Below are 24233 nucleotides of genomic sequence, written 5' to 3' on the forward strand. Positions count from 1 at the left end.
TCACGACGCTCTGGCTTTGGGGTCGAAAGGGGCGACGTTCGACGTCCACTCTCCTTCCCCCTCCAGTCCGAACAACTCGGCAACTTCCCGCAGACGTCTGGCGCGCTCGCCGGTAAGGTCTTCGCTCGCCGACAGCACCTCGCGGATCGCGGTGAAGGCCGCGCGCCGCTGGCTCATGTCTTCAGGCAGCAGTTTGGGGATGGCCGCGAGCGAGGCACCGCGATCGAGCAGCAGCATGAAGAATTGCTCGCGCACCAGCATCTTGAAATCGGCGAGCGTCATACGTGGGCCGGCATGGTCGCGCCGAACCCGCCGCAGCGCCTCGATGCTGCGCTCGTCGACCATGCCGCGCGCCGAGCCGACATAGAGCAGCGCCCGGATCGCCGCCTCGCGCAGGCCGCCCTCCTCGATGCGTGACTTCAGCTCGGCAATCCGCCTGGCAAGCATGGCCTGATGCTCGGCCGACATCTCGCGGCGGCGGGATGGTGCCGCAGCGGGGTCAATGCCTACGGCGGCCTGAAGCAGCGGCGAGCCATAGACGTTCAGGAACACGGTCTCACTCAGCGCTTCCTGCGCATCACGCCAGCTATCCAGCGCATGGACGATCTGCTTGGACATCTGCTCCTGGAACGCCAGGAACGGATTGTCTTTCGATACGGGCTTGCGATTGTCCTCGACCCGGTCGGCAACCGCCTTGACCGTGGACATCCAGGGATTTTGGCTGCTGAAGACTTCATATTGCAGTCGCAGCGGGTGCATGTTGCGGGCCCATTCCGCGAGTTGCGGCGTCACCATGCCCTTCACGACAGGCCGCAAGAATTTCTGATAGGCCGCGAGATTGAGCTCCGAGACGCGCTTGGCGGCAGCAAACCGCCGCTCATCCTCGGGAGAATTGCCGCCCATTGCCCGGATGTCGTCCAGCGTCCGAGCTTCGCAACGCATCACCCATTGCCCAGCCGCCAGATCGGCGTTGAGCGTCTCGTTACCGCGGGCCTCGAAAGTGGCCTCATAGAGCCCGGGCGGCAGCACGTCGATAAGGTCAATATTGCTGGAGAATTCCGCGTGCTCCTTCTTGGCCACACCGCCGGACACGAAGATGCCGAGATGGCCGATGCTGTCATGAACGGTATACACGATGGTTTGGCCGTAAGCCCTGATCTCGTCGACGCTGGAATAGCAGTCTAGAATCCAGTCTAGCGCCTGCTGCGGCGGGGTGACGTTGTCACCCTTGGAGCAGAACACGACGATCGGCGAACGGATGTTGCGCAGATCGACTGTCTGCCCGTCCGACATCTCGATCCGGCCCGCGGCAAGATTATTGCCGATGAACAGCTCATCGACGATGAACTGGATCTCTTCGGCATTGAGGTTGACGTGCCCGCCCCACCAGCGCTCGAAGTCGAGGTAGCGTTCAGCCTCGGTATCGACCTTGGAATAGACGTTGTACTGCTTGGTCCAGAGCGTATTCGAGGGGTTCTGGTTCTCGAAATTCTGCACCAGCCAGGCACCGTCGAACTTGCCGGCGCCGAGATCACTGGTGAGCGCCGTGAGCCAGCTTCCACCCAACAGGCCACCGGAATAACGCATCGGGTATTTGCCGTGCACGCCTGCCCAATAGGCGAGCGGCGCGCCGGCGATGATAAGGGGGCCGAATAGCTCAGGTCGCAACGATGCCAGAATCATGACGGCCCAGCCGGCCTGGCAATTGCCGATCACGCAGGGCTTGCCGTCCGCTTCGGGATGGCGGTCGATGACGGTCTCGATGAATTTCGCTTCCGCCCGCGCGATGCGCTCGATGGTCTGGCCGGGCACGGGCTCGGGCAGGAACCCGATGAAGTAGCAGGGATGCCCCGCCTTCATCGCGACGCCAATCTCGCTGTCCGCCTTGAAGCCGCCGATTCCAGGACCGTGGCCGGCGCGCGGATCGACCACGACGAATGGCCGCCGGCTCATGTCGATTTCGATGTCCTTGGGCGGAACGATGCGCACCAGCGCATAGTTGACCGGCTCATCGAACTTCCGGCCATCCGTGATCAATTCAGCTGTATATTGCAGGACATGCGGCGCGGTTTGCGCGACATGCTCGCGATACTGGTCGCCGCGCTGGCGCATGATGTCCAAAAAGAGGACGCTGCGCTGTCCCGCATCGACCATGTATTCCACGGCCGAAGCGACCAGCCCGGAGAGCGGGCCATCGGGCAGTTTCAGATTTTCAATGGCCATGTTCGACCTCGTCGTCGCGCAAGGCATTCAAGCTGCGCCGCCGTCGCCGGGACGTTGATTTAAGTCAACGGTCAGCAACAAGCTGCGCAGGCGGCGCGGCCCGGTCGATCCGGATCCAGGCCGCTGCGAGTTCCCACGCGACCGAGAGAATGATCGGTCCGATGAACAGCCCGATGATCCCATGTGCGAGCGTGCCGCCGATCACTCCGATCAGGATGACGAGTGCCGGCGTGGAGAGACCCCGTCCCATGACCAGCGGCTTCAGGATGTTGTCGAGAACACCGACGATGACGAGATATACAGTCAGAAGCAGCGCCGTCGTGACGTCCTTGTCCATCCAGATCCAGATGACGACCGGAATGATGACGATCGCCGCACCGATCTGCACGATCGACAGCAGCAGAACGATGACGGCGAGCAGCCCCGCGCTCGGGATGACCGCCAGCTTGAATCCGATTCCGGCGAGCAGCGCCTGAATGATGGCGACGCCGATGACCCCTTGCGAGACCGCCCGGATGGTCCCGCCCGCCAGCTCGAGGAAATGTTCGCTCTGTTCCGGCACGATGCGGAACAGGAAGCCGCGGATTGCGCTGACGAGCTGCGGACCATATGGAAAGAGAAATCCGGCGACCAGCACCGACATCAGGAATTGCAACGTGCCGAGGCCGGCGCTGCCCGCGAATGACAGCATCTTGCCGGCAATCGGCTTCAGATATGGCGCAACCTCGCGCACGGCCGCGCGGATGTTGGTGTAGGCCTGATTCCAGAAATCGTAGAGCTGCGGCCCGACCAGCGGCCAGTCCTTGATCCGCTCCGGCGCCGCCTGCAGCACGAGATCGCCGCTGCCGAGTTGCCCGGCAAGCTCCCTGACCCCCTCGACCGCACTGAGGCCGAGCCAGGCCGCCGGACCGATGACGATGCCAAGCATGGTGACGGTGAGGAGCACCGCCGCTGTCCGCGGGCGGCCGCCCAGACATTTCGCGAGCCAGCTGAAGACCGGATAGAACGCCACCGCAAGCACCGCGCTCCAGGCCAGGATTGGCACGAAGGGACGGATGATCACGAGCGTCCACAGGATCAGCAGCGCAAGCAGGCCGAGCCGGATAACGAGCTGAACGACGTCACTCGTGGAAAAAAGTTGGCGAAGTGTCTTCACGGTCTGAGGCCTGCGCCTGGCTGATTAACTCCGTGCGGAAAGCCTAGCGACCGGACTCGCACTGCAGGCTTGATCCAAATCAAGCGGCAAAGGATTGAAGGCGGCCTGATCGGACGGATGCCGTGGCCACCCAGCGGCCCAACAATCGCGACGTGAAGCATGCTTGACGCAGCAAGTTACACGCGAAACGAACAGCTCCGCGACGGTACGGGCGTGGAGATCCGCGCGCTCCGGCCAGATGACGAGGCCGCCATGCTGGCCGCGCTCGGCGAGGTGGGCGCGGAGTCCCTCCAGCGCCGCTTCTTCATGCTGAAACGTCATTTCTCCGAAAAAGAGCGCGCCTTTTTCGTCGAAGTCGACTTCAAGAACCATGTGGCACTGGTCGCTTGCGTGGCGGATGCAGGTCGGAGCACCATCGTGGGCGGCGCGCGATATGTCGCAGCCGGTCCGGGCTGCGCCGAGACGGCCTTCATGGTGATCGACGCCTGGCAAGGACGCGGCATCGGCGGGCTGCTGCTGCGTCACCTGATCAGCCTCGCCCGCGAAGCCGGGCTGAAGGAATTGACCGCGGAGGTGCTGCCGAACAACGCTGCGATGCTCAGGCTTTTTCGCAGATTTGGGTTCGAGCGCGCAGAACGTCGCGATCCTCATACAGTTCATATGGCACTGACGCTGACCTGATCGCACCTCTCGGGCGACGTCTGAAACTAAGCACGACCGCACTCTGTCCATTGGCAGATGGAGCTCGGCAACAATATCTGCCTTACGGGCCATAGCGGTCTCACCGGATTCGAGACACTGGCGTGACCATTTTGCGTTATGAGCACCGGCAAAATCGGCCCTCACCCGTAAAATTCCCAAGTCCAGAGTTACCCACTCCATGCTAATGTTCCCGCCAGTCCACTGGCGGGAGGACGATCATGATGACTTCAGGCGAATGCCGGAAACTCGCGCAGAGTTACAGGGACCGCGCTTGCGAAGCACAGATCTCGGCAAAGAAAGCGACGATTCTGAAGAACGTCGCTCGCAGTTATAGCGGATTGGCGCATCAGCTGGAGATGCTGGACTCCTGTGTCCGGGAGGAACGATCGCAGATCCGCTCACATGACGTTCCCTGCAATCTGCTTACGTAGATCCCGCGCAAGGCAACGCCAAGCTGGCGCGGGTGGCCAAACCTGTACAGGCGAGCGCCCGAACTGAGGGCTGAAATTGAGGTCATAGCGGCACGCCCAGCGGTTCAAAGGTCCCTCACCTTGACGCCGCACAAAAGAAAAGCGGCGCCCCGCAAGGAGCGCCGCGCGAACGGTACCGCAATGCGTCTGACTCAGTAGCCGCAGGACGCGCAGTTCATCTGCACCGGGGCGTAATAGGAATAGCCGGGTGAGACCATCTCGACGCGCTGGCGCGTGGCGTATTGCGGAGGGATGCGCTCGTACTGGACGCTGGGCGGGGCCACCATCACGGTCTGCGGCACCATCACGGTGCGGTACTGCGCCGGCGTGCGGTGCGCGACGACGGAGCCCGGCGAGACCATCACGGTCTGTTCGACGGTGCGGTATTGCGGCGCGACGTATTGCTGCTGATAGCAGGTCGTGCACGGCGGCGGCGTGTAGCAATTGTAGCAGCCGGCGGAGGCTGCGCCCGTCATGGAAATCGCGGCGACGGCGGTGGAGAAAACAACGGCGAGAGTACGAGACATTGCGGTGGCGCCCCAGTTGGCCCGAAATGGATTTGGATGCGAAGGTCGGGCGCAGTATACGCCGCAAGATCCAGGGCTGCCGAACTTCGTCCGGGCATCCTTAATGCGAACGGCCGGTTGCGGCCGACCGGTAAGAACTCATTGACCACACGCATTAACGCGCGGTGTGCATTTGCTCCGAAGTCCGTAAGCGCCATCGCCGCACCGGCGAGCCGGACATCGCGGCGGTGCTCCGTTCAAGCGCCGTTCCGAATGGTTTCATTCGCCTCCGTCAGGTCGGGCGCCTCGCCGCTCTTTCCAGGAACTCCAGCAGCGAGGGATCGGTCTCCTCGAATTCGACAAAGCGGCGACGCAACTCGTCGGCAATCTCTGCAGTGCAATCCCGCGACCATCCTTCCGCGGTATTGAAGGCCACGACACGCGCGGGATGCAGATATTGTCCCTCGACGAGGTGCCTGAGCAGGGTTGCGCGATTGGCGTCCTCCTCGGCCGTTTCACACCAGGCGCGGCCGAGCCGCCGGCCGAAATCATCGAGCACGAGATAGACGTCCCGGTCGGTGGTCATCTGCGGTACGAGCGATGGAGAGTGACTCATGGCTTACTCCGCTACTGGCAATCCGGACCGTTGCGGACGGATCTGGATACGGCGACCGCATCCCCGCTCGATTCGGAACAATGGATTTCCGTAACTTCTTCAGGATGGCACGATTAAATCTCAAATAAAACTTAATAAATAAGAATTAAATAGTAAAACGGGGATAAATGCATTATGTTGATCGGTGCCTGGCGGGCGAGCCCGCACGTCGGGTGCCCACTTCGCAAACGGCTCTCGCCTCCACCCCCCAATAGCCCACACCCCAGGAGGCGGGGGCCGTTTCTTTCCCAGCCTCCCTTCCAGCTACATCGGACCGCAACGCGCATCTGCGCGCGCTCCGCACAGGGAGCGCGCGTCGTTCCGGAACGAAAAAGCCAGCCTGCGGCGCGACCGATCGAGCGCCTATCTCGGGCGCCGCTTCACCTCGCGCACCGCGCCGCGCGCGGCGCTGGTGGTGAGCGCGGCGTAAGCCTGCAGCGCGGTCGAGACGTTGCGCTTGCGGCCTTGCGCCTGCCAGGCGGCATCGCCCTTTGCCTCTTCCGCCGCGCGGCGCTTGGCCAGCTCCTCGTCGGAGACCTCGAGGTTGATGCTGCGGTTGGGGATGTCGATCGCGATGCGGTCGCCGGTGCGGACCAGACCGATATTGCCGCCCTCGGCCGCTTCCGGCGACAGATGGCCGATCGACAGGCCGGAGGAGCCGCCGGAGAAGCGGCCGTCGGTGACGAGCGCGCAGGCTTTGCCGAGGCCCATCGATTTCAGGTAGCTGGTCGGATAGAGCATCTCCTGCATGCCGGGGCCGCCGCGCGGGCCTTCGTAGATGATGACCACGACCTCGCCGGCAACGACCTTGCCGCCCAGGATGCCTTCGACGGCGGCGTCCTGGCTTTCGAACACGCGCGCCGGGCCGGAGAATTTCAGGATCGAGGCATCGACGCCCGCGGTCTTCACGATGCAGCCATCCTGCGCGAGATTGCCGTAGAGCACGGCAAGGCCGCCGTCCTTGCTGAAGGCGTGTTCGAGATCGCGCACGACGCCCTTCTCGCGGTCGGCATCGAGCTCGTCGTAGCGGCGCTCCTGGCTGAAGGCGACCTGGGTGGGGATGCCGCCGGGCGAGGCGCGAAAGAAGGTGCGGACCGCTTCGCTCTTGGTGCGCTTGATGTCCCAGCGCTCCAGCGCATCGTTCATGGTCGGCGCGTGCACGGTCGACACGGACGTGTCGATCAGACCGGCGCGGTCGAGCTCGCCGAGAATTCCCATGATGCCGCCGGCGCGATGCACGTCCTCGACATGGACGTCGGCGACCGACGGGGCGACCTTGCACAGCACGGGGACCCGGCGCGACAGGCGGTCGATGTCCTGCATGGTGAACGCCACCTGCCCTTCATGGGCGGCCGCGAGCAGATGCAGCACGGTGTTGGTGGAGCCGCCCATGGCGATGTCGAGCGTCATCGCGTTCTCGAACGCCTTGAAATTCGCGACGTTGCGCGGCAGCACGGAGGCATCGTCCTGCTCGTAATAGCGGCGGACCAGATCGACGATGGTGTGACCGGCCTCGACGAACAAGCGCTTGCGGTCGGCATGGGTCGCGACCACCGAGCCGTTGCCGGGCAGCGCGAGGCCGAGCGCCTCGGTCAGGCAGTTCATGGAATTGGCGGTGAACATGCCCGAGCAGGAGCCGCAGGTCGGGCATGCCGAGCGCTCGATCACCTTGACGTCCTCGTCGCTGACCTTGGAGTCGGCCGCGGCCACCATGGCGTCGATGAGGTCGACGGCCTTGGTCTTGCCTTGCAGCTTGACCTTGCCGGCCTCCATCGGGCCGCCCGAGACGAACACGGCGGGGATGTTGAGCCGCAGCGCGGCCATCAGCATGCCGGGGGTGATCTTGTCGCAATTGGAGATGCAGACGAGGCCGTCGGCGCAATGCGCGTTGGCCATGTACTCGACGCTGTCGGCGATCAGCTCGCGCGACGGCAGGCTGTAGAGCATGCCGTCATGGCCCATGGCGATGCCGTCGTCGACCGCGATGGTGTTGAACTCCTTGGCGACGCCGCCGGCCTGCTCGATCTCGCGGGCGACCAGCTGGCCGAGGTCCTTGAGATGGACATGGCCGGGCACGAACTGGGTGAAGGAGTTGACCACCGCGATGATCGGCTTGCCGAAATCGCCGTCCTTCATGCCCGTCGCGCGCCAGAGGCCGCGGGCACCCGCCATGTTGCGGCCGTGGGTGGTGGTGCGGGAGCGATAGGCTGGCATGGCGGTTTCCGTCCTCGGGGTATGAGCGCCGGGCGGGAAAATATGGAGCCGCCTCAGGCCTTTCTGGCCGGATAGCGCACGGGCTGGGCGCGCGCAACGGGAACTTGCCCCGAAACGGCCCAGATCAGCCGATCGCAGGCCTCCCCTGCTCCCGGCGCGGGCTTTTGCACGGTCGGGTGGGCGCCGGACGGACGCTGTAGCTAGCGCTTCGGCTTGGGCAGCATAATTCTGCCCTGGGAGGCAATGCCACCCCATTTGGCGGACCAGCCGATTTCCGAAGCCGAGGACGGCTCAATGCTTGTCGAACCTCGGGCGCCCTGCAATGCAAACAGGGCTCCCTGGGGATCGACGCATCGTGCGATCCAGCAGCCATCAGGCAATTCGATCGGCCCTTGCAGGATCCGTCCTCCGCCAGCAACCACATGTTTCGTGGCAGCACCGATGTCATCGACATTGAAGTAATGCAGCCAGCTCGGCTGCTCTACGCTCGGAAGTTTGGTGAGGATGCCGCCGACCGTCTGCCCACCCGCCGAAAATAATTGATACCAGGCCGCTGGTTCGCTTTGAGCGTCGGCCTTCTGCCAATCGAATAGCTCTCGGTAGAAATCGAAGATCACGGTACGGTCGGCGGCCAGTAACTCATGCCAGCCAACGCGCCCCGGCTCGTCCAGCCGGCCCGGCTTCCGTCGACCATATGTCGGTCCTTTGATCAGCCCGAACGTCGCCCCCTGCGGATCGGCAACGACCGCTATGCGGCCAATATTCGTGGCGGTCGGCGGCACAAGGATCGTGCCTCCAAGGCGCTTGATTTGTGCCGCGGTCGCGTCCAGGTCGTCGACGGCGACGTACCCCATCCATCTCGGCGTCGCCCCCAAATTCCGCCCCTCTTCCGGGATATCCATAAGTCCGCCCAGCGGAGCGCCGCTGCTGCGAAGCACCGTGTAAGGCAGTTCCGCGGTCGATTCATCCTTCACGGCCCAGCCGACGGCCTTGCGATAAAATGCGCCCGCCGCCGCGACATCCGTGGTCAGGAGTTCGTACCAAGCGAAACAGCCTGATTGATCTGCCACGCCGATCTCTCCATCCAAGATTCCAGACGCTTGCGGCATTGCACTAAGCTGCACGCGCACCAAGCGCGGGTCGTTGATGCGTTGCGTCAACTGGCCGTGCCGATGCCGTTCATGAAGATGAATACATCCTCAACGTGCGGCGCCGCGCTTTTGTGCGCGTAATTGTTGCTCGCGTTATTTCCCGGGCGTAGACTTACCGCGGCTGGGATACTTCTAGCAATGCTCGGAGGTTAAACCATGCGGCAGGCGAAGAAGACTTCTAAAGGGAAGAAGCGAGTAACCAAAGTTGCCGTGCCGGCGTTCGGAGCCGCGGGTTTGACGTTCTCGCTGGCGGGAGGCGCATCGGCGTCCGCCGTGCCGACAACGGACGAACAACAATTGCTGCGCTTTGGAACGGGTCAGGCAATCACGCTCGATGAAGAGGAAATGGCTGACGTCAGCCTCGCCACCTTCCATCTCTTCGACAAGGAAAACGCCGGCGACCGCGTCCAGCTGGCATGGCGCGGATGCGGCGGTTGCCGTGGCTGCAGAGGCTGTCGGGCTTGCCGTGGTTGCCGATGTGGCGTCGGTTGCCGATGCGCGGGTTGCGCGGTGGGCTGCGGAGTTGGCTGCGCCGTGGGTGTCGTGGGATGCGCCGTATCATGCGCGGCCTGCTGCGCATCGTGGGGCCGTTGCCGCTGGTGCTAGGCCTCGGCGCGTTTTGAATGTCAAATTCGCGGGTTGATAGTCATTGGCCGGCCTCAAGAAAGAGTTCGGCCAACCTCTTTATTTCGCGACGACGCTTGCATCGGCGGCTTGCCGGTGACAGCTGAGTTCATTTCAATTCTCCGGGGAAATGCCAGCGCGCGGGCGCGACGAGCCCTCTTGCGTCGGATATCCAGCGTAACGGCAACAGGAGCAGCGCGCTAACTCGATGACCGTCGATCGCAAGCCCCGCACCGCGCGGCAGATCCGCAAAGACATTCTGCGATTTGCACCGAACTTCACCGCCTATGCACTGCCTCCCGGTGCGGTTTGTCTCTATTCCGAGAACCGGAAATTTTTCCTGCACGGCGAACTCTACTACGCCCTCGCCACCGCGATCGGACAACACGGCAAGGCCCGGTCGGAGATCATTCGCCAGCTTTCGAAGCGCTTCCCGGTCGACAAGATCGAGGAAGCAATCAAGCGGCTGCTCGATCGCCGCCATCTCGTTGCGCAAACCCCGAAAGCGTTCGACGACGCCGTCGGCGGTTTCCTGGCAAGCCTCGGCATGCCTTTGGAGATCGCGGAACAAAACTTTCGCAATTGCCCCGTCCAGGTCGAGTCGATTGACGTCAAAGGCACCAAGGAGCTGACCGCGGCGCTGAGCAAGCTCGGCGTTCAAATCGCCAAGCGAGCGCCGAAGTTCACGATCACGCTGGCGAACGACTATCTCGACCGGCGACTTGCTGAACTGAACCAAGAACGTATGGCCGGCAAGATGCCGTGGTTGCTGGTACAGCCTTCCGGCCCGTTTCCGTTGGTCGGGCCCGTGTTCAAACCGGGCGAGAGCGCCTGCTGGACCTGCCTGTTCGATCGCATGATCCGCAACCGGGAGATCAAGGGATTTCTCGACCGGGGACCGGCGCGCGCGGTTGCTATATCGCCGCTCGTCAGAGAAAGCGTCGGCCAGACTGGAATCCATTTTGCGGCCGTCGAGATCGCTAAGGCAATTGCCTCTGATTTTCGCACCGATTTGCGCGATCACATCGCAAGCTTCGACCTGACCGGTGCCGCGATTGCCAAGCACTACGTGACGCGACGTCCGCAATGTCCGACCTGCGGCAGCAAGAAGCTGAGCAACCCGCGCCGGTCTCCAGCCCTCGTCGAGATCGCCGAGGGCAAGAAGCTCGTCATGACCAGCGGTGGATATCGCACCGTGACGTCGCGGTCGACGGTATCGCGCTTTCGCAAGCATGTGAGCCCACTGACAGGCGTGGTGAGCAGGCTCGAACGGATCGACCTCGACCTGCCGATGAACACCAACTACTTCGCCCAGCATAATTTCTCCGCGCCGGCCCACAGCATCGACCAGCTCAGGTCCGGATTGAGCGGCGGCAGCTTTGGCAAGGGCTCGACCGCCGAACAGGGCGAAGCCAGCGCGCTGATGGAATCGATCGAACGCTATTCGGGCATTTTCCAGGGCGATGAGATCAGGACCACGCGTCGATTTGCCGATTTCGCGCCTGGCGACGCGCTTCTTCCCAACGATGTCCAGCTCTTCAGCGAAACACAGTTCAAGAACAGATTTCTCCAGCAACCGGACGATTCCCATCCGATTCCCGAGCCGTTTGATCCCTCGACGAGGACCGAGTGGTCGCCGGTCTCATCGCTGCGCGACAAACGCTTCAAATATCTGCCGACGGGCCTCCTGTACTTTTTTTATGGCGGCTTTCATACGGATTCCAACGGCTGCGCGGCAGGCAACACCCGCGACGAAGCGATTGTCCAGGGCTTCCTCGAACTGGTCGAGCGCGATGCCTACGCGATCTGGTGGTACAACCGGGTGCAGCGCGCCAAGGTCGATCTCGAGCAGTTCGACGATTTCTATGTCCGGGATCTCCAAACTCAATTTGCGGAAGCCGGTCGCAAGCTGTGGGTGCTCGATATCACCACCGACCTCGGCATTCCCACTTACGTGGCGATCATGCACTGGATGCAGGATGGACACGAGAATATCGAGTTCGGCTCCGGCGCGCATTTCGACCGCCGGATAGCCCTGCTGCGCTCCCTCACCGAGCTAACCCAATTCATGTCCGTTAGCATGATGGGCGGTGCGAGCGGCGAGAAGCCTACTCTCGACGGTGTCACCCCGCTGCGTCTGGAAGACTACCCGTTCCTGACACCGAGTGATCGTCCGATCGTCCCCCCGGCGCCGAGCCTCGAGCCTCACGACAATACGCGAGACCAGGTCATTGCCTGCGTCGAGATCGCGGCCCGCGCGGGCTACGATTTCCTCGTCCTCGACCAGACACGTCCCGACGTCGAGGTTCCGGTCGTCAGAGTGCTCGTTCCCGGCTTGCGTCATTTTTATCGCCGCTTCGCGCCGGGCCGCCTTTACGATGTGCCGGTAAAGCTCGGATTGTTGGACCGGCCGCGACCGGAAAGCGATTTGACTTCATTCCTTCCACACACCTGAAGGCTGCTCTTTCGTGCGCGCTCCCGGGAAAAAGCCGACCAGGAAGATCGCGCCGGACATTGCTGCCCGATTGAGCCATCGCTTCTCCCTCCAGATGCAGCCGGACGGCAACATCGCCGCCTCTCTGGGCGACTATTCCGTCAACCTCGGACAATTCAGCGAGGCCGCGCTGGACCGCGCGCGACATCTGGACACCGGTCTTCCGCTCGCTTCGTTTGCAGGCAAGGGCATCGTCGCCAGGGAAATCGACGCCCTGGTGCATCGTCTGGCTCGGCAGGGGCTTCTGGAATACCGCCTCTCCTCCCCGCGTGACGAGCGGGAGCTCGTGGTCATCGAGCCCCAAGTCCCCGACTACTGGCCGCGACGCGCGAAGCTGGGTAGCCGTGATACCGTTGTGTTGTCGCGCTTTGCCTATCTGCGCCGGCGCGGCAATGAGATGGTGCTGGAATCGCCTCGCGCCGGAGCGCTGTTCCGGATTGGCGATCCCGCCATCGCCGCCACCCTTGCTGCGCTGTCGCAGCCTCAGAAGATCGGCAAGCTCGATCCGAAGGCACTCTCCTTCAACCTCCTTCTGCTCGAACTTTTGGTGGAAAGCCAGATTCTGCTCAAGCTCGATGCGAAAGGTGGCGACGGCTTGCGCGTGAATGAAGGCGACGGCAATCTCGTTCTCTGGGATTTCCATGATCTGGTATTTCACACCCGGAGCACGGAGGGCCGGCAAGCCAATCCGGTCGGCGCCGCTTTCGCCTATGCGAGCGTCGTTCCGCCGTCGCCCGCGGTGCGGCCACCCTGGCCCGGCAGCAAGATCGACCTGCGTCAATTCTCCTCGGAGCCGGACTCTCTCTTCCCGAAGCTGTTGCGCGAACGCCATTCAACACGGGATTTCGACGATCAGCGTCCGGTCACGCTCGGCGAACTCGCGCAGTTTCTCGACACCACCGCGCGCGTTGTGTCCGAATGGAAGAGCGAACCGTATTTTGAGGGCGGTCCCGAGGTCACCTACAGCACGAGACCTTATCCGTCGGCTGGCAGCGCCTACGAGCTGGAATTGTACCTGGCGGTCTCGAATTGCGAAGGGCTCGCGCGCGGGCTCTACCACTACGACGCAGGGGGGCACACGCTCGTAGCGATCAGCGCCTCCGCCCAACAACTCCAGGCGCTCTCGGTGGCTGCCCAGTTCGCGATGGATGCTCCCGGTCAGCCGCAAATCCTGATCACGATCGCGGCGCGCTTTGGGCGGGTCTCCTGGAAATACAGCTCAATCGCATATGCGTTGATCCTGAAGGATGTCGGCAGCCTGATTCAGACGTTTTATCTGGCAGCGACCGACATGGGCCTTGGTGGCTGCGCCATCGGGACCACCGACATCGATCTGTTCGCAAAAATGACGGAACTGGAACTGCATATAGAGGGCCCGGTCGGTCAATTCGCGCTCGGACGCGGCAAGAAGCCGGAGATCCCAGGCTAGAAGCGGCTGTCCGACGGCAAATCGGCGCACGCCTCAAGCCAGTCGCGCTATTGCAGGGTCGGATCGAGCCGGTCGCGCAGCCAATCGCCGATCACGGAGACGGCCAGCGTGGTGACCACGATGGTGGTGGCGGGCGCGAGCATGATCCAGGGCGCCCGGGTCAAATATTCCCGGCCGTAGCCGACCATGTTGCCGAGGCTGGTCATCGGCGGTTGCACGCCGAGGCCAAGGAAGGACAGGCCGGATTCCATCAGGATCACCTCCGGGAACACCAGCGTGGTCGAGACGATCAGGGTCGAGGCGATGTTGGGCAGGATGTGCCGGAGGTAGATCCGCGACGGCGTTGCACCCAACTGGCGGACGGCGGCGGCATAGCCTTGCGCGTTGGCCGAGATCGCAAGGCCGCGCGCGATGCGGGCATAGCGCTCCCAGCCGAACAGGCCCATCAGGCCGATCAGCAGCGGCAGCGAATTGCCGAAGAAGGCGAGCACAGCCAGCGCCATGATCAGGAAGGGCATGCTGGCCTGGAAATCGGTCAGCATCAACACGAGCTGCTCGACCGCCCCGCGGAAATGCGCGGCGAGGAAGCCGAGCGTGGTGCCGACGATGGCCGAGATTGCGGTGGCGCCGAACGCGATCAGCAGCGAGATGCGGATCGAGACCAGAAGGCGCGACAGCACGTCGCGGCCGAGTTCGTCGGTGCCGAGCCAGTGCGCGGCATTGCCGGGCGCGGCCAGCCGGTTGCGCAGATCGAGCTGGGTGAAACCGTAAGGCGCGATCTTCTCGGCGAAGGCGGCGACCACCAGCATCGCGACGATCCAGGTGATCGCCAGCACGACCGAGACCGGGATCGCCGGCAGACTGACGCGCCTGCGGACGGCGCCGTCTTTCAGCGTCGCGTCGGTCATGCGTGCGCTCCTTTGGCGCGCAGCCGCGGATCGAGGAAGCCGTAGAGGAAGTCGACGATCAAATTGGACGTCACCATGGTCATCGCGACCAGCAGCAGGATGCATTGCACGACGGCGAGATCGCGGTTGGCGACGGCGACGACGAGCAGACGCCCTACTCCCGGCCAGGCAAACACGCTCTCGACCACCACAGCGCCGGCGATCAGCGTCCCCACCATGAAGCCGAGGATGGTCACGGTCGGGATCGCCGCATTCGGCAGCGCATGCGACGTCACCACCTTGCGCCAGGGCACGCCCTTGGCCGAGGCAGTGCGGATATAGGGCTGGCCCAGCACCTCCAGCATCGCGCTGCGGGTGAAGCGCGCCAGCACTGCCGCGCCGCCGAGGCTCAGCGTCGCAATGGGAAGGATGGCGTGGCGCCAGCTGTCCTGCCCGCCCGAGGGAAGCCAGCCGAGTTGCACGGCGAAGACGAGGACCAGCAGGAGCGCGAGCACGAAGCTCGGCACGGTGAAGCCGGCGACCGCGGTCATCATCACAGCGCGGTCGATTCCCGAGCCCCGATGCAGCGCGGCGTAGACACCGGCGGGAATCCCGAGCGCCACCTTGAAGAAGAAGGCCGGCAAGGTCAGCGCCAATGTCGCGGGAATGCGCTCGAGCACCAGCTCGATCGCGGGCCGGCCGTCGCGCATGGAGCGGCCGAGCTCTCCTTTGGCGATGGCGCCGAAATAGTCGAAATATTGAGCCCAGATCGGATCATCGAGGCCCCACGCCTTGCGGAATGCCGCGAGCACCTCCGGCGGCGCCTCCGGTCCCAGGATCATCAGCGCGGGATCGCCCGAGAGCCGCAGCACGATGAAGGCGAAGGTCACGACGAGCACGATCGTGAGCGCCGCGCGTCCGATCCGAATGGCGAAATAGCGTCCCATCAGGCCGCATCCCGCGTCTCGGCGCCAGTGACGAGATGGCAGGCGACCTGCCGGTTGCCGCCGACGGCCGCGAGCGCCGGCACCTCGCTCTTGCAGCGTGCGACGGCGCGCGGGCAGCGCGGGTGGAAGGCGCAGCCTTGCGGGCGCGCAGCCGGGTTCGGTGGATCGCCCGCCAGCACGATCCGGCCGGCGCTGCGGCGGCCCGGTGCCGGCGAGGCCGAGACCAACGCCTGGGTGTAGGGATGCTCGGGCCGCGCGAACAGATCGTCAGCGCTGCCGATCTCGACGATGCGGCCGAGATACATCACGGCGACGATCGTGCTGATCTGCCTGACAACGCGCAGATCGTGGCTGATGAACAGCAGCGTCAGCGACAGCTGCGCCTGAAGATCGCACAGCAGGTTCACGACCTGCGCCTGGATCGAGACGTCGAGCGCACTGACCGGCTCGTCGCAGACCAGGAAATCGGGTTTCGTGGCAAGCGCCCGCGCCAGCACGATACGCTGGCGCTGCCCGCCGGAGAGCGCGCCCGGATAGCGCGCACCATGCGCCGGCGTCAGCTCGACGGCGCGCAGCAGTTCGCGGACGCGGTCCTCGCGCTCGGCGGGCGTGCCGAGGCCGTGAATGTCCAGGGGCTCGCGGATCTGGGCGGCGACCGGCAGCCGCCGATCCAGCGCGCCCAGCGGATCCTGGAAGATCATCTGCATGCGCGCGCGCTGTGCACGCCAGGCGGACGTTCCGGGTGACGCCATCGGCTTGCCGTCGAACCTCACCTCGCCGTTGTCGGGCGGCTCGAGGCCCAGCACGATGCGGCCTGTCGTGGATTTACCCGAGCCGGACTCGCCGACGAGGCCGAGCGTCTCGCCCCTGGCAATCGTCAGCGACACGCCGTCGACGGCGTGAACGGCCGTCGCGCGGCCGAACATTCCGGAGCGCATTGCATAGCTGCGCGAGATCGCGGACACCTCGACGAGCGGCACGCTCATTCGGCGGCGATCCCGAGCAGCGCGCGGCGCGAGGCCTCGGCGCGGATGCAGGCGACATTGCGGTCATTTGCGATCGGCACCAGGCTCGGCGCGGCAAGGCCGCACGGCTCGGCCGCCAGCGTGCAGCGCGGCGCGAAGGCGCAACCAGCCGGCATGTGCGCCGGGTCGGGCACGGTGCCGGGAATGGCCGTCAGACGCCGACGAGGTCCATCGAGCGGCGGCAGCGCGCCGATCAAGCCTTGCGCATAGGGGTGGACGGGATCGGCGAAGAGCTGGTTGCTGGGCGCCTCCTCGACGATGCGGCCGGCGTACATCACCGCGACGCGGTCGCAGTTCTCAGCGACGACGCCGAGATCGTGGCTGATGAGGACCATCGCCATGTGCATCTCGCGCCGGACCGTGGAGAGCAGCTCCAGGATCTGCGCCTGGATGGTGGCATCGAGCGCGGTGGTCGGCTCGTCCGCGACCAGCAGGTCGGGATTTCCGGCGAGCGCCATCGCGATCATGATGCGCTGGACCTGGCCGCCGGAGAATTCGTGCGGATAGGCGGACAGCCGACGCGCCGCGTCGGGAATGCCGACGAGATCGAGCAGCCGCCGCGCTTCCGCCTTCACCGCTTCGCCGGAGAGGTCGCGGTGCAGCGCCAGCGCCTCGCAAAGCTGCCTGCGGATGGTCAGCACCGGATTGAGCGCACTCGCGGGATCCTGGAAAATCATGGCGACGCGCCCGCCCCGCACTTGATCTAGCTCGGCGGCAGGCGCGCCAAGGATCTCACGGCCGTCGAGCAGCACGGAGCCCGTGACCTGCGCGTGGCGCGGCAGGAGACCGAGGGCGGCAAGCCACGTCACCGACTTGCCGGAGCCGGACTCGCCGACGAGGCCAAGGGCCTCGCCCTTGTGCAAGCTGACGTCGACGCCGCGCAGGACCGGCACGCCGTTGAAGACGACGCGCAAGTTTCGGATGCTGACCAGCGTCGGCATCGCCTACGCCTCGAAATTGCCGGCGCGGAAATCCATCGCGAAGGCGGGAGCTGCCTTCCATTTGATCGATTTCGGCTTGGCCGTGAAGGTCGCGTTCTGGTGCAGCACCGTATAAGCGGGGTCCTCACGCTCGGCGATCTCCAGCATGCGGCGGAACGCCTTCTTGCGCGCGGCGCGGTCGGTCGAGGTCTCCAGGAACTCCGAGAGCTTGTTCAGCTCGACATTGGTCCATTCGCCGATCTGTTGCTGCTGGCCGTTCGGCCCGTGCTGGGCGACCAGCGACGACACCGGATCGTTGAACGCAGCCGAGTTCGACCAGTCGCGCACCGCGCGCGTGGGCGCGCGCTCCTTGATCTGCGACCAGTTCTCCTTGGTCTCGATCTGGACGTTGAGGCCGACCGACTTCCACATCTCGACCAGCACCTGCGCGGTCGCGACCTGGTTGGTGTAGTAATTGTTGAGCAGCCGGTACGGGATCGGGTCGCCCTTGTAGCCCGCCTGCTTCAACAGATCCTGCGCGAGCTTGGGATCGTAAGCCGGCACGCTCCAGTCGGCGTTGAACATGTCGCCGTAGAATTCCCATTGCAGGCCCTTCGGCACGCGGGTGCGGCCGGCCCACAGGCTGTCGACGATCGCCTGGCGGTCGATCGCGTGGGTAAAGGCGCGCCGGACGAGCGGGTTGGCGAGCTGGGCGTGGTTCTTGTCGAACACCGTCAGGCGGTGATTGAGGATGGTGCCGCCCTGCACTTCGAACGCCGCGTTCTTCTCGATGCCGGCGATCTGGTCCGGCGGGATGTCGCAGGCGAACTGGTATTCGCCAGACAACAGGCCGTTGATGCGGCTCGCGACTTCAGGCACTTCCAGGAAGCGGATGCGCTTGAGCGGTGGCCGGCCGCCCCAATATTCGTCATGGGCTTCCAGCGTCAGCGAGACATCGGGCTTGAGCTCGACGACCCTGTAGGGACCGGTGGTGACCGGCTTGCGCGCCCAGTCGAGGTAGCTCGCGGATTCTTCCCAGGCGCGGCGGTTCGTGATGTCGGAGCCGTAGCGCGACAGCCGGCCCTCGATCGTCACGTCGGGCGTCGCGTTGTAGAAGCGCACCGTGTACTTGTCGACGGCATCGACGCGCACGAGGTCCGGCCATATGCGGCGAGCGACCGCGGGAACATCCGGCGGCAGCTCCTTGCCGGGGCGCGGCGTCGGGATCTTCTCGAAGGCCTGGATGGTGGAGCGGCTCTTTGCCTCGGTCTCGCCGAACATGCGCTCACGGCTGAAGGTGAAGACGACGTCTTCGGCGGTCAGCTCGTCACCGTTGTGGAATTTGACGCCCTGGCGCAGCTTCACCTCGACGGTCTGGTCGTCAATGCGGCGCCATTCGGTGGCAAGTCCCGGCACGGCTTCGAGATTGCCGCGCCAGTTCTTGGAGATCAGGCCTTCCCAAATCGAGGAGAAGAACACGCGCTCGCCGACATTGGACTGCTCGCGCAGCACGTCGAGCACGTTGGCATTCGTCACCTTCTGCACGGCGATCGTCACCGACGGGCGATTGTCGGCCTGCCCAATCGCAAAGCGCGGCAGGAGAAGCGTGCCTGCGGCAGCGCCGCCGGATTTCAGGATGGTGCGACGGGTGAGCTTGCTCATGAGTGTGACCCCTGCCCTTTGTGATGTCGTTTATTCGGCCAGACCAAGCGCGGCGAGATGGGCAGCGCCGGCGCGGACGTCGTCGTGGTTGCGGAGCTCGAGGATCAGCCGCGGGTTGGAATTCAGCCGGCCAAGGGCGCGGAACACGGCAACCCACGGAATGTTGCCTTCGCCCGGCGCCCAGTGCCGGTCGGCAAAGCCATCAGTGTCCTGGAGGTGCACATGCGTCAGCATGTCTCCGGCGGTCTCGACGTAATAGTCGACCGGCGGCGCGCCGGTGGAGATGTGGGCATAGTTGGCGTGCCCGGTGTCGAGTGAGACGCGGACCTTGCTGCTTTCGAGCGCCTTGGCGAGGCGCACGCGGTCGCGTGGATCCTTGTCTTCGATATTCTCGATAACGACCTCGCAGCCGATGGTTTCGGCGCGCGCAATCACTTCGGCGAGCGTCGCCTTGACGCGTTCGACCAGATTGCCGCGGTTGTCGGGATAGAGATCGAGATTGTTGTGATCCCAGGTCGTGAACGGCGAATGGATCACCATCTGCGTCGCGCCGAGGAACTCGGCGGCGTCCAGCCCCTGGAGCAGGCGCTTGGTCACAGCCTGGCGGATCATCGGATCGTGGCTGTCGATCTTGAAGCCCCAGAACGGGCCGTGAATGCCGAGCCGGCCGGTGTGGCCTGCGAGCATCTGCTTGATGTCGGTCGCCGTGCTGTGCCAGTCGCTATCGAGCAGATCGGCGCGGAAGAAATCCTGGATCTCGAGATCGCGCTGTCGTTCCAGAAGCCAGTCGCGATGCGCAGGGATCGATTTGATGGACAATGCGGCGCCTAACACCGGCTTCGACATGGCGTACTCCTTGGCCGTCAGCGATGACGGGAGCAGCGCTAGACCAGTTCAATGACAGGCCGGTGAAATGCAGGTCGCGAGGTGACGGGAGATGTGGACATCTCGCGGGATCTCGCTTGCGGACCCGGCGACGACGCGCGCAACCGATGCCGAACGGACACAGGGCAAGCGGTATTCATGTCCGTAGTGATCCGGAATGGAATGCTTACCAAGCTTCGCGTACATCGCGGGACATCGATCGGCGGCCACTTCCACGGGCATCACCCTCTGATCGCGCTACATGGGGTTGGGGGACCACATGGGGCGGGGGATTGAAGGCTGGGGCAAGGTGACGAGGTCCGGACTCCTAGGCACTCCGGACCTCGAAACTTTTTAGATTGAACGCAGCAACGCGCCGTCCGGATGGGCATCCGGGCGGCGCGTTGTCGTTTCGGCGTCGTCTTTAGCGCGTCTGCGGCTCGAGCGTCACCGTGCAATCGCCCTGCCCTTGCGTCGCGACGACGATGTTGCCCGTGGCAGCGCCGAGGGCGATCGGCGCGGACGAGCCGCCGCCGGGCATCTGGACAGTCACGCTCAGGGAATCGGTGCGCGCGGTCGAGCCAACGGTTGAGGGTTCCGCCTGGGCCACGTTGCCCGAGGCGTCACGCCGCATGACCTGGCAGTTCACGGTGCTGGCCCCAGTGGCCGCCATGCTCGACGAGGCGCTGCCTCCCATTTGTGCACGGGCCCGCGACGGATCGCGCGGCACCTGGCTGACGATGCGATGCGAGCGCGGCTCCACAATAATGACCTCGTCCTCCATCGCGAAATATTCGTAGTCGCGATAGGCGGGCTCGATCGCGACGATCTCGGGCGGAAGCCTATGGAGACGCACGCGCGAGGGAATCGTCTCGCCGACCCGGATCGAGATGTTCAGGTTGCGCTCCGGTTGCGCCAGCCGCGCGCGGCTCACCGTTTCGGAGATCCGCACCTGCCTCTCGCTCGTCACCTGGGCTTGCTGATTGACCTGCGTGTTGGCCTGATTGGTCTGCGTGCCAGAGGTGCCGGGCGCGGTCTGCGCATTGTTGGTCGGAGCCGTCCGGTTCGTGTCGGTCGCGGTGGCCGGCCGGTTGTTCTGTTGCGCCGGCGGCTGCTGCTCGGCCGCATTGCGCGGCGGCTGGGCCTGGTTGCGCTCGTTCTGCTGGCCCGTCCTGGACTTCTCGGACTCGGCCGTTGATTTCTGCGGCGCGGACTTGTCCTGCTTCGTCTCCGCGCTGCTCTTGCTGTCGCGGTCCGGCTTCGCGCTCTCCGCCTCACGATTGCGATCGCGCGAAGGCTCGCGCGATTCTTGTGCCTGATCCTTCGCCTTCGGCTGGTTGCGCTCGACAGAGCCGGCCGGCTGGCGCTTGTCATCGCTCGCCTCCTGCCTGGCAGCGCCACCCCTGTCCTCGCGGCCCGCACCCTGCAGTCGCTCCTGGGCACCTTGCGCACGCTCTTGAACGCGTTCCTGGGCGCCGCCGCGCTGCGGCGCTGCGCCCTTCGCCGGTTCCTCGGTCCGTCTTGGTTCCTCCCTACGCTCGCCGGGTGCCTGCGCGTAGGCTAAGCCGGAAGCAAGTAACAGTCCGATAGCCGCAGTCGATAACATCAAGTGCTTGCGCATGGTCCCTCTCCTCGACAATTCGCAACGACCGACGCGAACGTTCCGTCGCTGCGAAGGTTCCTGAGGAGGAATGAGGGCCGATCACGCCGGGCTCACATCGCGTTCTTGAGCGTGAGGCGGGCCGTGAATGTCACGGTGGTCTTGCCGACCAGGGCCATGCCTTCGATCTCGGCGCCGCCGGCGGAATAGTGGCCCGAGAAACCGCAGGTGACCTCCCGGCCGCCGAATGCGAGCGCTCTGCCGACGGCTTCGGTATGCTGATTGACGATCAAGTCGCCGCGCCACTTGCCGCTCCGGTACCTGTAGCTGCCGGTGTAATAGAAGAAGCTGTCGCCGCCCATGATGCGTCCGTCGCTGAGCACGACCACGCCTCTGGCGTGTCCGCGTTTGCCGTCGCGCATCTCGATGTCGAAAATGTAGAGGCCGTTGACGACCGTGGCCTCGTTACCCGCTTCTGCTCCATCCCCGGTCGACATCAGATAATCTCCCCATGTCGATCCGCCGCCCAATCAGGTCGGCACGTTCCGTTCGAGATCCTCGATCCATGCCGCCGCGCTGGCATCCGACGGCGCGCGCCAGTCGCCGCGCGGTGACAGCGAGCCACCGGCCGAGACCTTCGGTCCGTTCGGCATCGCCGAGCGCTTGAACTGGCTGAAGGCAAAGAAGCGGCGCAGGAACACCTCGAGCCAGCGCCGGATCTCGGGAAGCTCGTAAGCCTTGCGCCGGTCGTTCGGAAATGCCGGCGGCCATTCGCCCTTGGCGACGTCCTTCCAGGCATGCAGCGCCATGAAGGCGATCTTGGAGGGACGCATGCCGAAGCGCAGCGTGTAGAACAGGTTGAAATCCTGCAGCTCGTAGGGCCCGACGGCCGCTTCCGTGCTCTGCGGCTTCTCGCCGGCCTGCACCGGCACGAGCTCCGGGGATATCTCCGCCACCAGGATCGAGCCGAGCGTCCGGTTGACGTCGTCGCCGAACTGTTTCGAGGAGATCACCCAGCGGATCAGGTGCTGGATCAGCGTCTTCGGAACTCCGGAGTTGACGTTGTAATGCGCCATCTGGTCGCCGACACCATAGGTGCACCAGCCGAGGGCGAGCTCGGAGAGATCGCCGGTGCCGATGACGATGCCGCCATGATGGTTGGCGAGCCGGAACAAATAATCCGTGCGCAGGCCCGCCTGGACGTTCTCGAAGGTGACGTCGTAAACCTTCTCGCCCTTGCCGAAGGGGTGACCGATATCCTTCAGCATCTGCGTCGCCGTGGTGCGGATGTCGAGCTCCTGCCAGCTCGTGCGCAACGCCTGCATCAGGGCCAGCGCATGGGCCTTGCTCTCGCTGCCGGTGGCAAAGCCCGGCATGGTGTAGGCCAGGATGTTTTCACGCGGCAGACCGAGCAGGTCGACCGCCTTGGCCGCGACGATCAGCGCATGGGTGGAATCGAGCCCGCCCGAGACACCGATCACGACGCGCTTGGTGCCGGTTGCGCGCATGCGCTGCACGAGACCGGCAACCTGAATGTTGTAGGCCTCATAGCAATCCTGCTCGAGCAGGCTTTCGTCGCTCGGAACGAAGGGAAAGCGCTCCACCTTGCGCAGGAAGCCGATGTCGGCGGCCGGCGGCTTCAGGGCGAATGTCACCTTGCGGAAAAACGCCTCGCGCTGGCGGCGGTTGTCATCGAACGTGCCCATCAACGCGCGCTCCTGCCTGAGCAGGTCGAGATCGACGTCGGCACAGGTGATCTGGCCGCCCTGGCGGAACCGCTCGCCCTCGGCCAGCAGCGCGCCGTTCTCGTAGATCGAGGTCTGACCGTCCCAGGCGAGATCGGTGGTCGATTCCCCTGCCCCGGCGGCGGAATAGACGTAGGCCGCAAGGCAGCGCGCCGATGTCGATTGGCACAGCAGCGCGCGCGCACGCGCCCGGCCGATCGTGATCGGGCTGCCCGAGAGATTGATCAGGACGCTGGCGCCTGCGAGCGCGAGCTCCGAGGCGGGCGTCACCGGGATCCACATGTCCTCGCAGATCTCGACGCCGATGGTGAGCCCCGGAACGTCCTCGGCCGAGAACAACAAATCGACACCGAACGGGGCATGCAGGCCACCAAAGGAAATCGTCTCTCCGGCGATGCCGGCGCCGGAGGCAAAATGCCGTCCCTCGTAGAATTCGCGATAGGTCGGCAGATAGCTCTTGGGCACCACGCCGAGGACGTTGCCGCGATGGACGACGATGGCGCAATTGTAGATGCGATTGCCAAAGCGCAGCGGCGCGCCGACGATCAGGACCGTCATCAGCGCCGAGGAGGCCTCGACGATCGCCGCGAGCCCGCGCTCGACCGCATCGAGCAACGGATCCTGCTTGACCAGATCCTCGATCGCGTAACCGGACAGGCATAGCTCGGGAAACACGGCGACCGCGACCGACTGGTCGTGGCAGGCATTCGCCGCGGCCAGAACGGCCTTTGTATTGGCCGACGGATCGGCCACGTGCGAGGTGGTGACGCAGGCCGCTACGCGCGCAAATCCGTGGGCGTAGATCGAGTGGAAAGTCATCGAGCGCAGTACCTTCGATCTCTTGCAATCTCTCGTGCCGCCGGCCGCAGCCGTCGGCTCCGCATTATATGTAGCCCATCGACCGGGGCCCGTGCAGGCCATCCGCCGTCATGCATAACGGATTTGCATGGCCGCGGCGC

At 64.5% G+C, this 24233-nt stretch carries 18 protein-coding genes; 3 read left to right on the top strand and 15 right to left on the bottom strand.

Annotated elements, in window-relative coordinates; translation table 11 throughout:
• Positions 1-2223, bottom strand: coding sequence for a DUF3141 domain-containing protein (locus HAP40_RS19880; protein ID WP_166816223.1), 2223 nt, complete (start codon positions 2221-2223; stop codon positions 1-3).
• A gap of 64 nt (positions 2224-2287) precedes the next feature.
• Complete coding sequence (locus tag HAP40_RS19885; protein WP_166816222.1) at positions 2288-3379, bottom strand: AI-2E family transporter; 1092 nt, start codon at positions 3377-3379, stop codon at positions 2288-2290.
• A 159-nt stretch (positions 3380-3538) separates the two neighbouring features.
• Here HAP40_RS19885 and HAP40_RS19890 point away from each other — a divergent pair, with 159 nt between their 5' ends.
• Positions 3539-4060 (top strand): GNAT family N-acetyltransferase, encoded by a 522-nt coding sequence (locus HAP40_RS19890; RefSeq protein ID WP_166816221.1) that lies wholly within the window; start codon positions 3539-3541, stop codon positions 4058-4060.
• Positions 4061-4703: 643 nt separating this feature from the next.
• Here the strand turns inward: HAP40_RS19890 and HAP40_RS19895 are convergent.
• The 4 genes from HAP40_RS19895 to HAP40_RS19910 form a co-directional block, all read right to left on the bottom strand.
• Positions 4704-5027: a hypothetical protein gene (locus HAP40_RS19895; protein WP_166819440.1), complete on the bottom strand. Its 324-nt coding sequence runs from the start codon at positions 5025-5027 to the stop codon at positions 4704-4706.
• A gap of 322 nt (positions 5028-5349) precedes the next feature.
• Positions 5350-5673, bottom strand: coding sequence for a hypothetical protein (locus HAP40_RS19900; protein ID WP_166816220.1), 324 nt, complete (start codon positions 5671-5673; stop codon positions 5350-5352).
• 402 nt (positions 5674-6075) lie between these two features.
• Positions 6076-7926 (bottom strand): dihydroxy-acid dehydratase, encoded by a 1851-nt coding sequence (ilvD, locus tag HAP40_RS19905; RefSeq protein WP_166816219.1) that lies wholly within the window; start codon positions 7924-7926, stop codon positions 6076-6078.
• 200 nt (positions 7927-8126) lie between these two features.
• Complete coding sequence (locus HAP40_RS19910) at positions 8127-9086, bottom strand: VOC family protein (protein WP_246741071.1); 960 nt, start codon at positions 9084-9086, stop codon at positions 8127-8129.
• 823 nt (positions 9087-9909) lie between these two features.
• Here HAP40_RS19910 and HAP40_RS19915 point away from each other — a divergent pair.
• Together HAP40_RS19915 and HAP40_RS19920 are read left to right on the top strand one after the other, a co-directional pair.
• Positions 9910-12156, top strand: a complete 2247-nt coding sequence (locus HAP40_RS19915) for a TOMM precursor leader peptide-binding protein (protein WP_166816218.1) — start codon at positions 9910-9912, stop codon at positions 12154-12156.
• 94 nt (positions 12157-12250) lie between these two features.
• Positions 12251-13624, top strand: coding sequence for a SagB/ThcOx family dehydrogenase (locus HAP40_RS19920; RefSeq protein ID WP_166819438.1), 1374 nt, complete (start codon positions 12251-12253; stop codon positions 13622-13624).
• Positions 13625-13671: 47 nt separating this feature from the next.
• Here HAP40_RS19920 and HAP40_RS19925 read toward each other — a convergent pair whose 3' ends face one another.
• The 9 genes from HAP40_RS19925 to HAP40_RS19965 form a co-directional block, all read right to left on the bottom strand.
• Entirely contained in the window at positions 13672-14532 is an 861-nt protein-coding gene (locus tag HAP40_RS19925; protein WP_166816217.1) for an ABC transporter permease, read from the bottom strand.
• The gene (locus HAP40_RS19930; RefSeq protein WP_166816216.1) at positions 14529-15458 is read right to left on the bottom strand and encodes an ABC transporter permease; all 930 of its coding nucleotides are present in this window, start codon (positions 15456-15458) and stop codon (positions 14529-14531) included. Before HAP40_RS19930 ends, HAP40_RS19925 begins: the two co-directional genes overlap by 4 nt.
• Positions 15458-16444 carry an ABC transporter ATP-binding protein gene (locus HAP40_RS19935; protein ID WP_166816215.1) on the bottom strand — a complete coding sequence of 329 codons (987 nt, stop codon included), beginning with the start codon at positions 16442-16444 and terminating at the stop codon, positions 15458-15460. Before HAP40_RS19935 ends, HAP40_RS19930 begins: the two co-directional genes overlap by 1 nt.
• Complete coding sequence (locus tag HAP40_RS19940; RefSeq protein ID WP_166816214.1) at positions 16441-17424, bottom strand: ABC transporter ATP-binding protein; 984 nt, start codon at positions 17422-17424, stop codon at positions 16441-16443. The genes HAP40_RS19935 and HAP40_RS19940 overlap by 4 nt, the downstream gene beginning before the upstream one ends.
• Before the next feature lie 3 nt (positions 17425-17427).
• Positions 17428-19065 carry an ABC transporter substrate-binding protein gene (locus HAP40_RS19945; RefSeq protein WP_166816213.1) on the bottom strand — a complete coding sequence of 546 codons (1638 nt, stop codon included), beginning with the start codon at positions 19063-19065 and terminating at the stop codon, positions 17428-17430.
• Between the two features lie 30 nt (positions 19066-19095).
• Entirely contained in the window at positions 19096-19911 is an 816-nt protein-coding gene (locus HAP40_RS19950) for a sugar phosphate isomerase/epimerase family protein (protein WP_166816212.1), read from the bottom strand.
• Between the two features lie 442 nt (positions 19912-20353).
• Positions 20354-21550, bottom strand: coding sequence for a DUF1236 domain-containing protein (locus HAP40_RS19955; protein WP_166816211.1), 1197 nt, complete (start codon positions 21548-21550; stop codon positions 20354-20356).
• 92 nt (positions 21551-21642) lie between these two features.
• Entirely contained in the window at positions 21643-22026 is a 384-nt protein-coding gene (locus HAP40_RS19960) for a GrlR family regulatory protein (RefSeq protein WP_166816210.1), read from the bottom strand.
• 33 nt (positions 22027-22059) lie between these two features.
• Complete coding sequence (locus HAP40_RS19965) at positions 22060-24093, bottom strand: NAD(+) synthase (RefSeq protein ID WP_166816209.1); 2034 nt, start codon at positions 24091-24093, stop codon at positions 22060-22062.
• Positions 24094-24233 lie beyond the last annotated feature (140 nt).

Origin of the sequence: Bradyrhizobium sp. 1(2017), assembly GCF_011602485.2 — a bacterium.
In the GTDB taxonomy this organism is placed as follows: Bacteria; Pseudomonadota; Alphaproteobacteria; order Rhizobiales; family Xanthobacteraceae; genus Bradyrhizobium.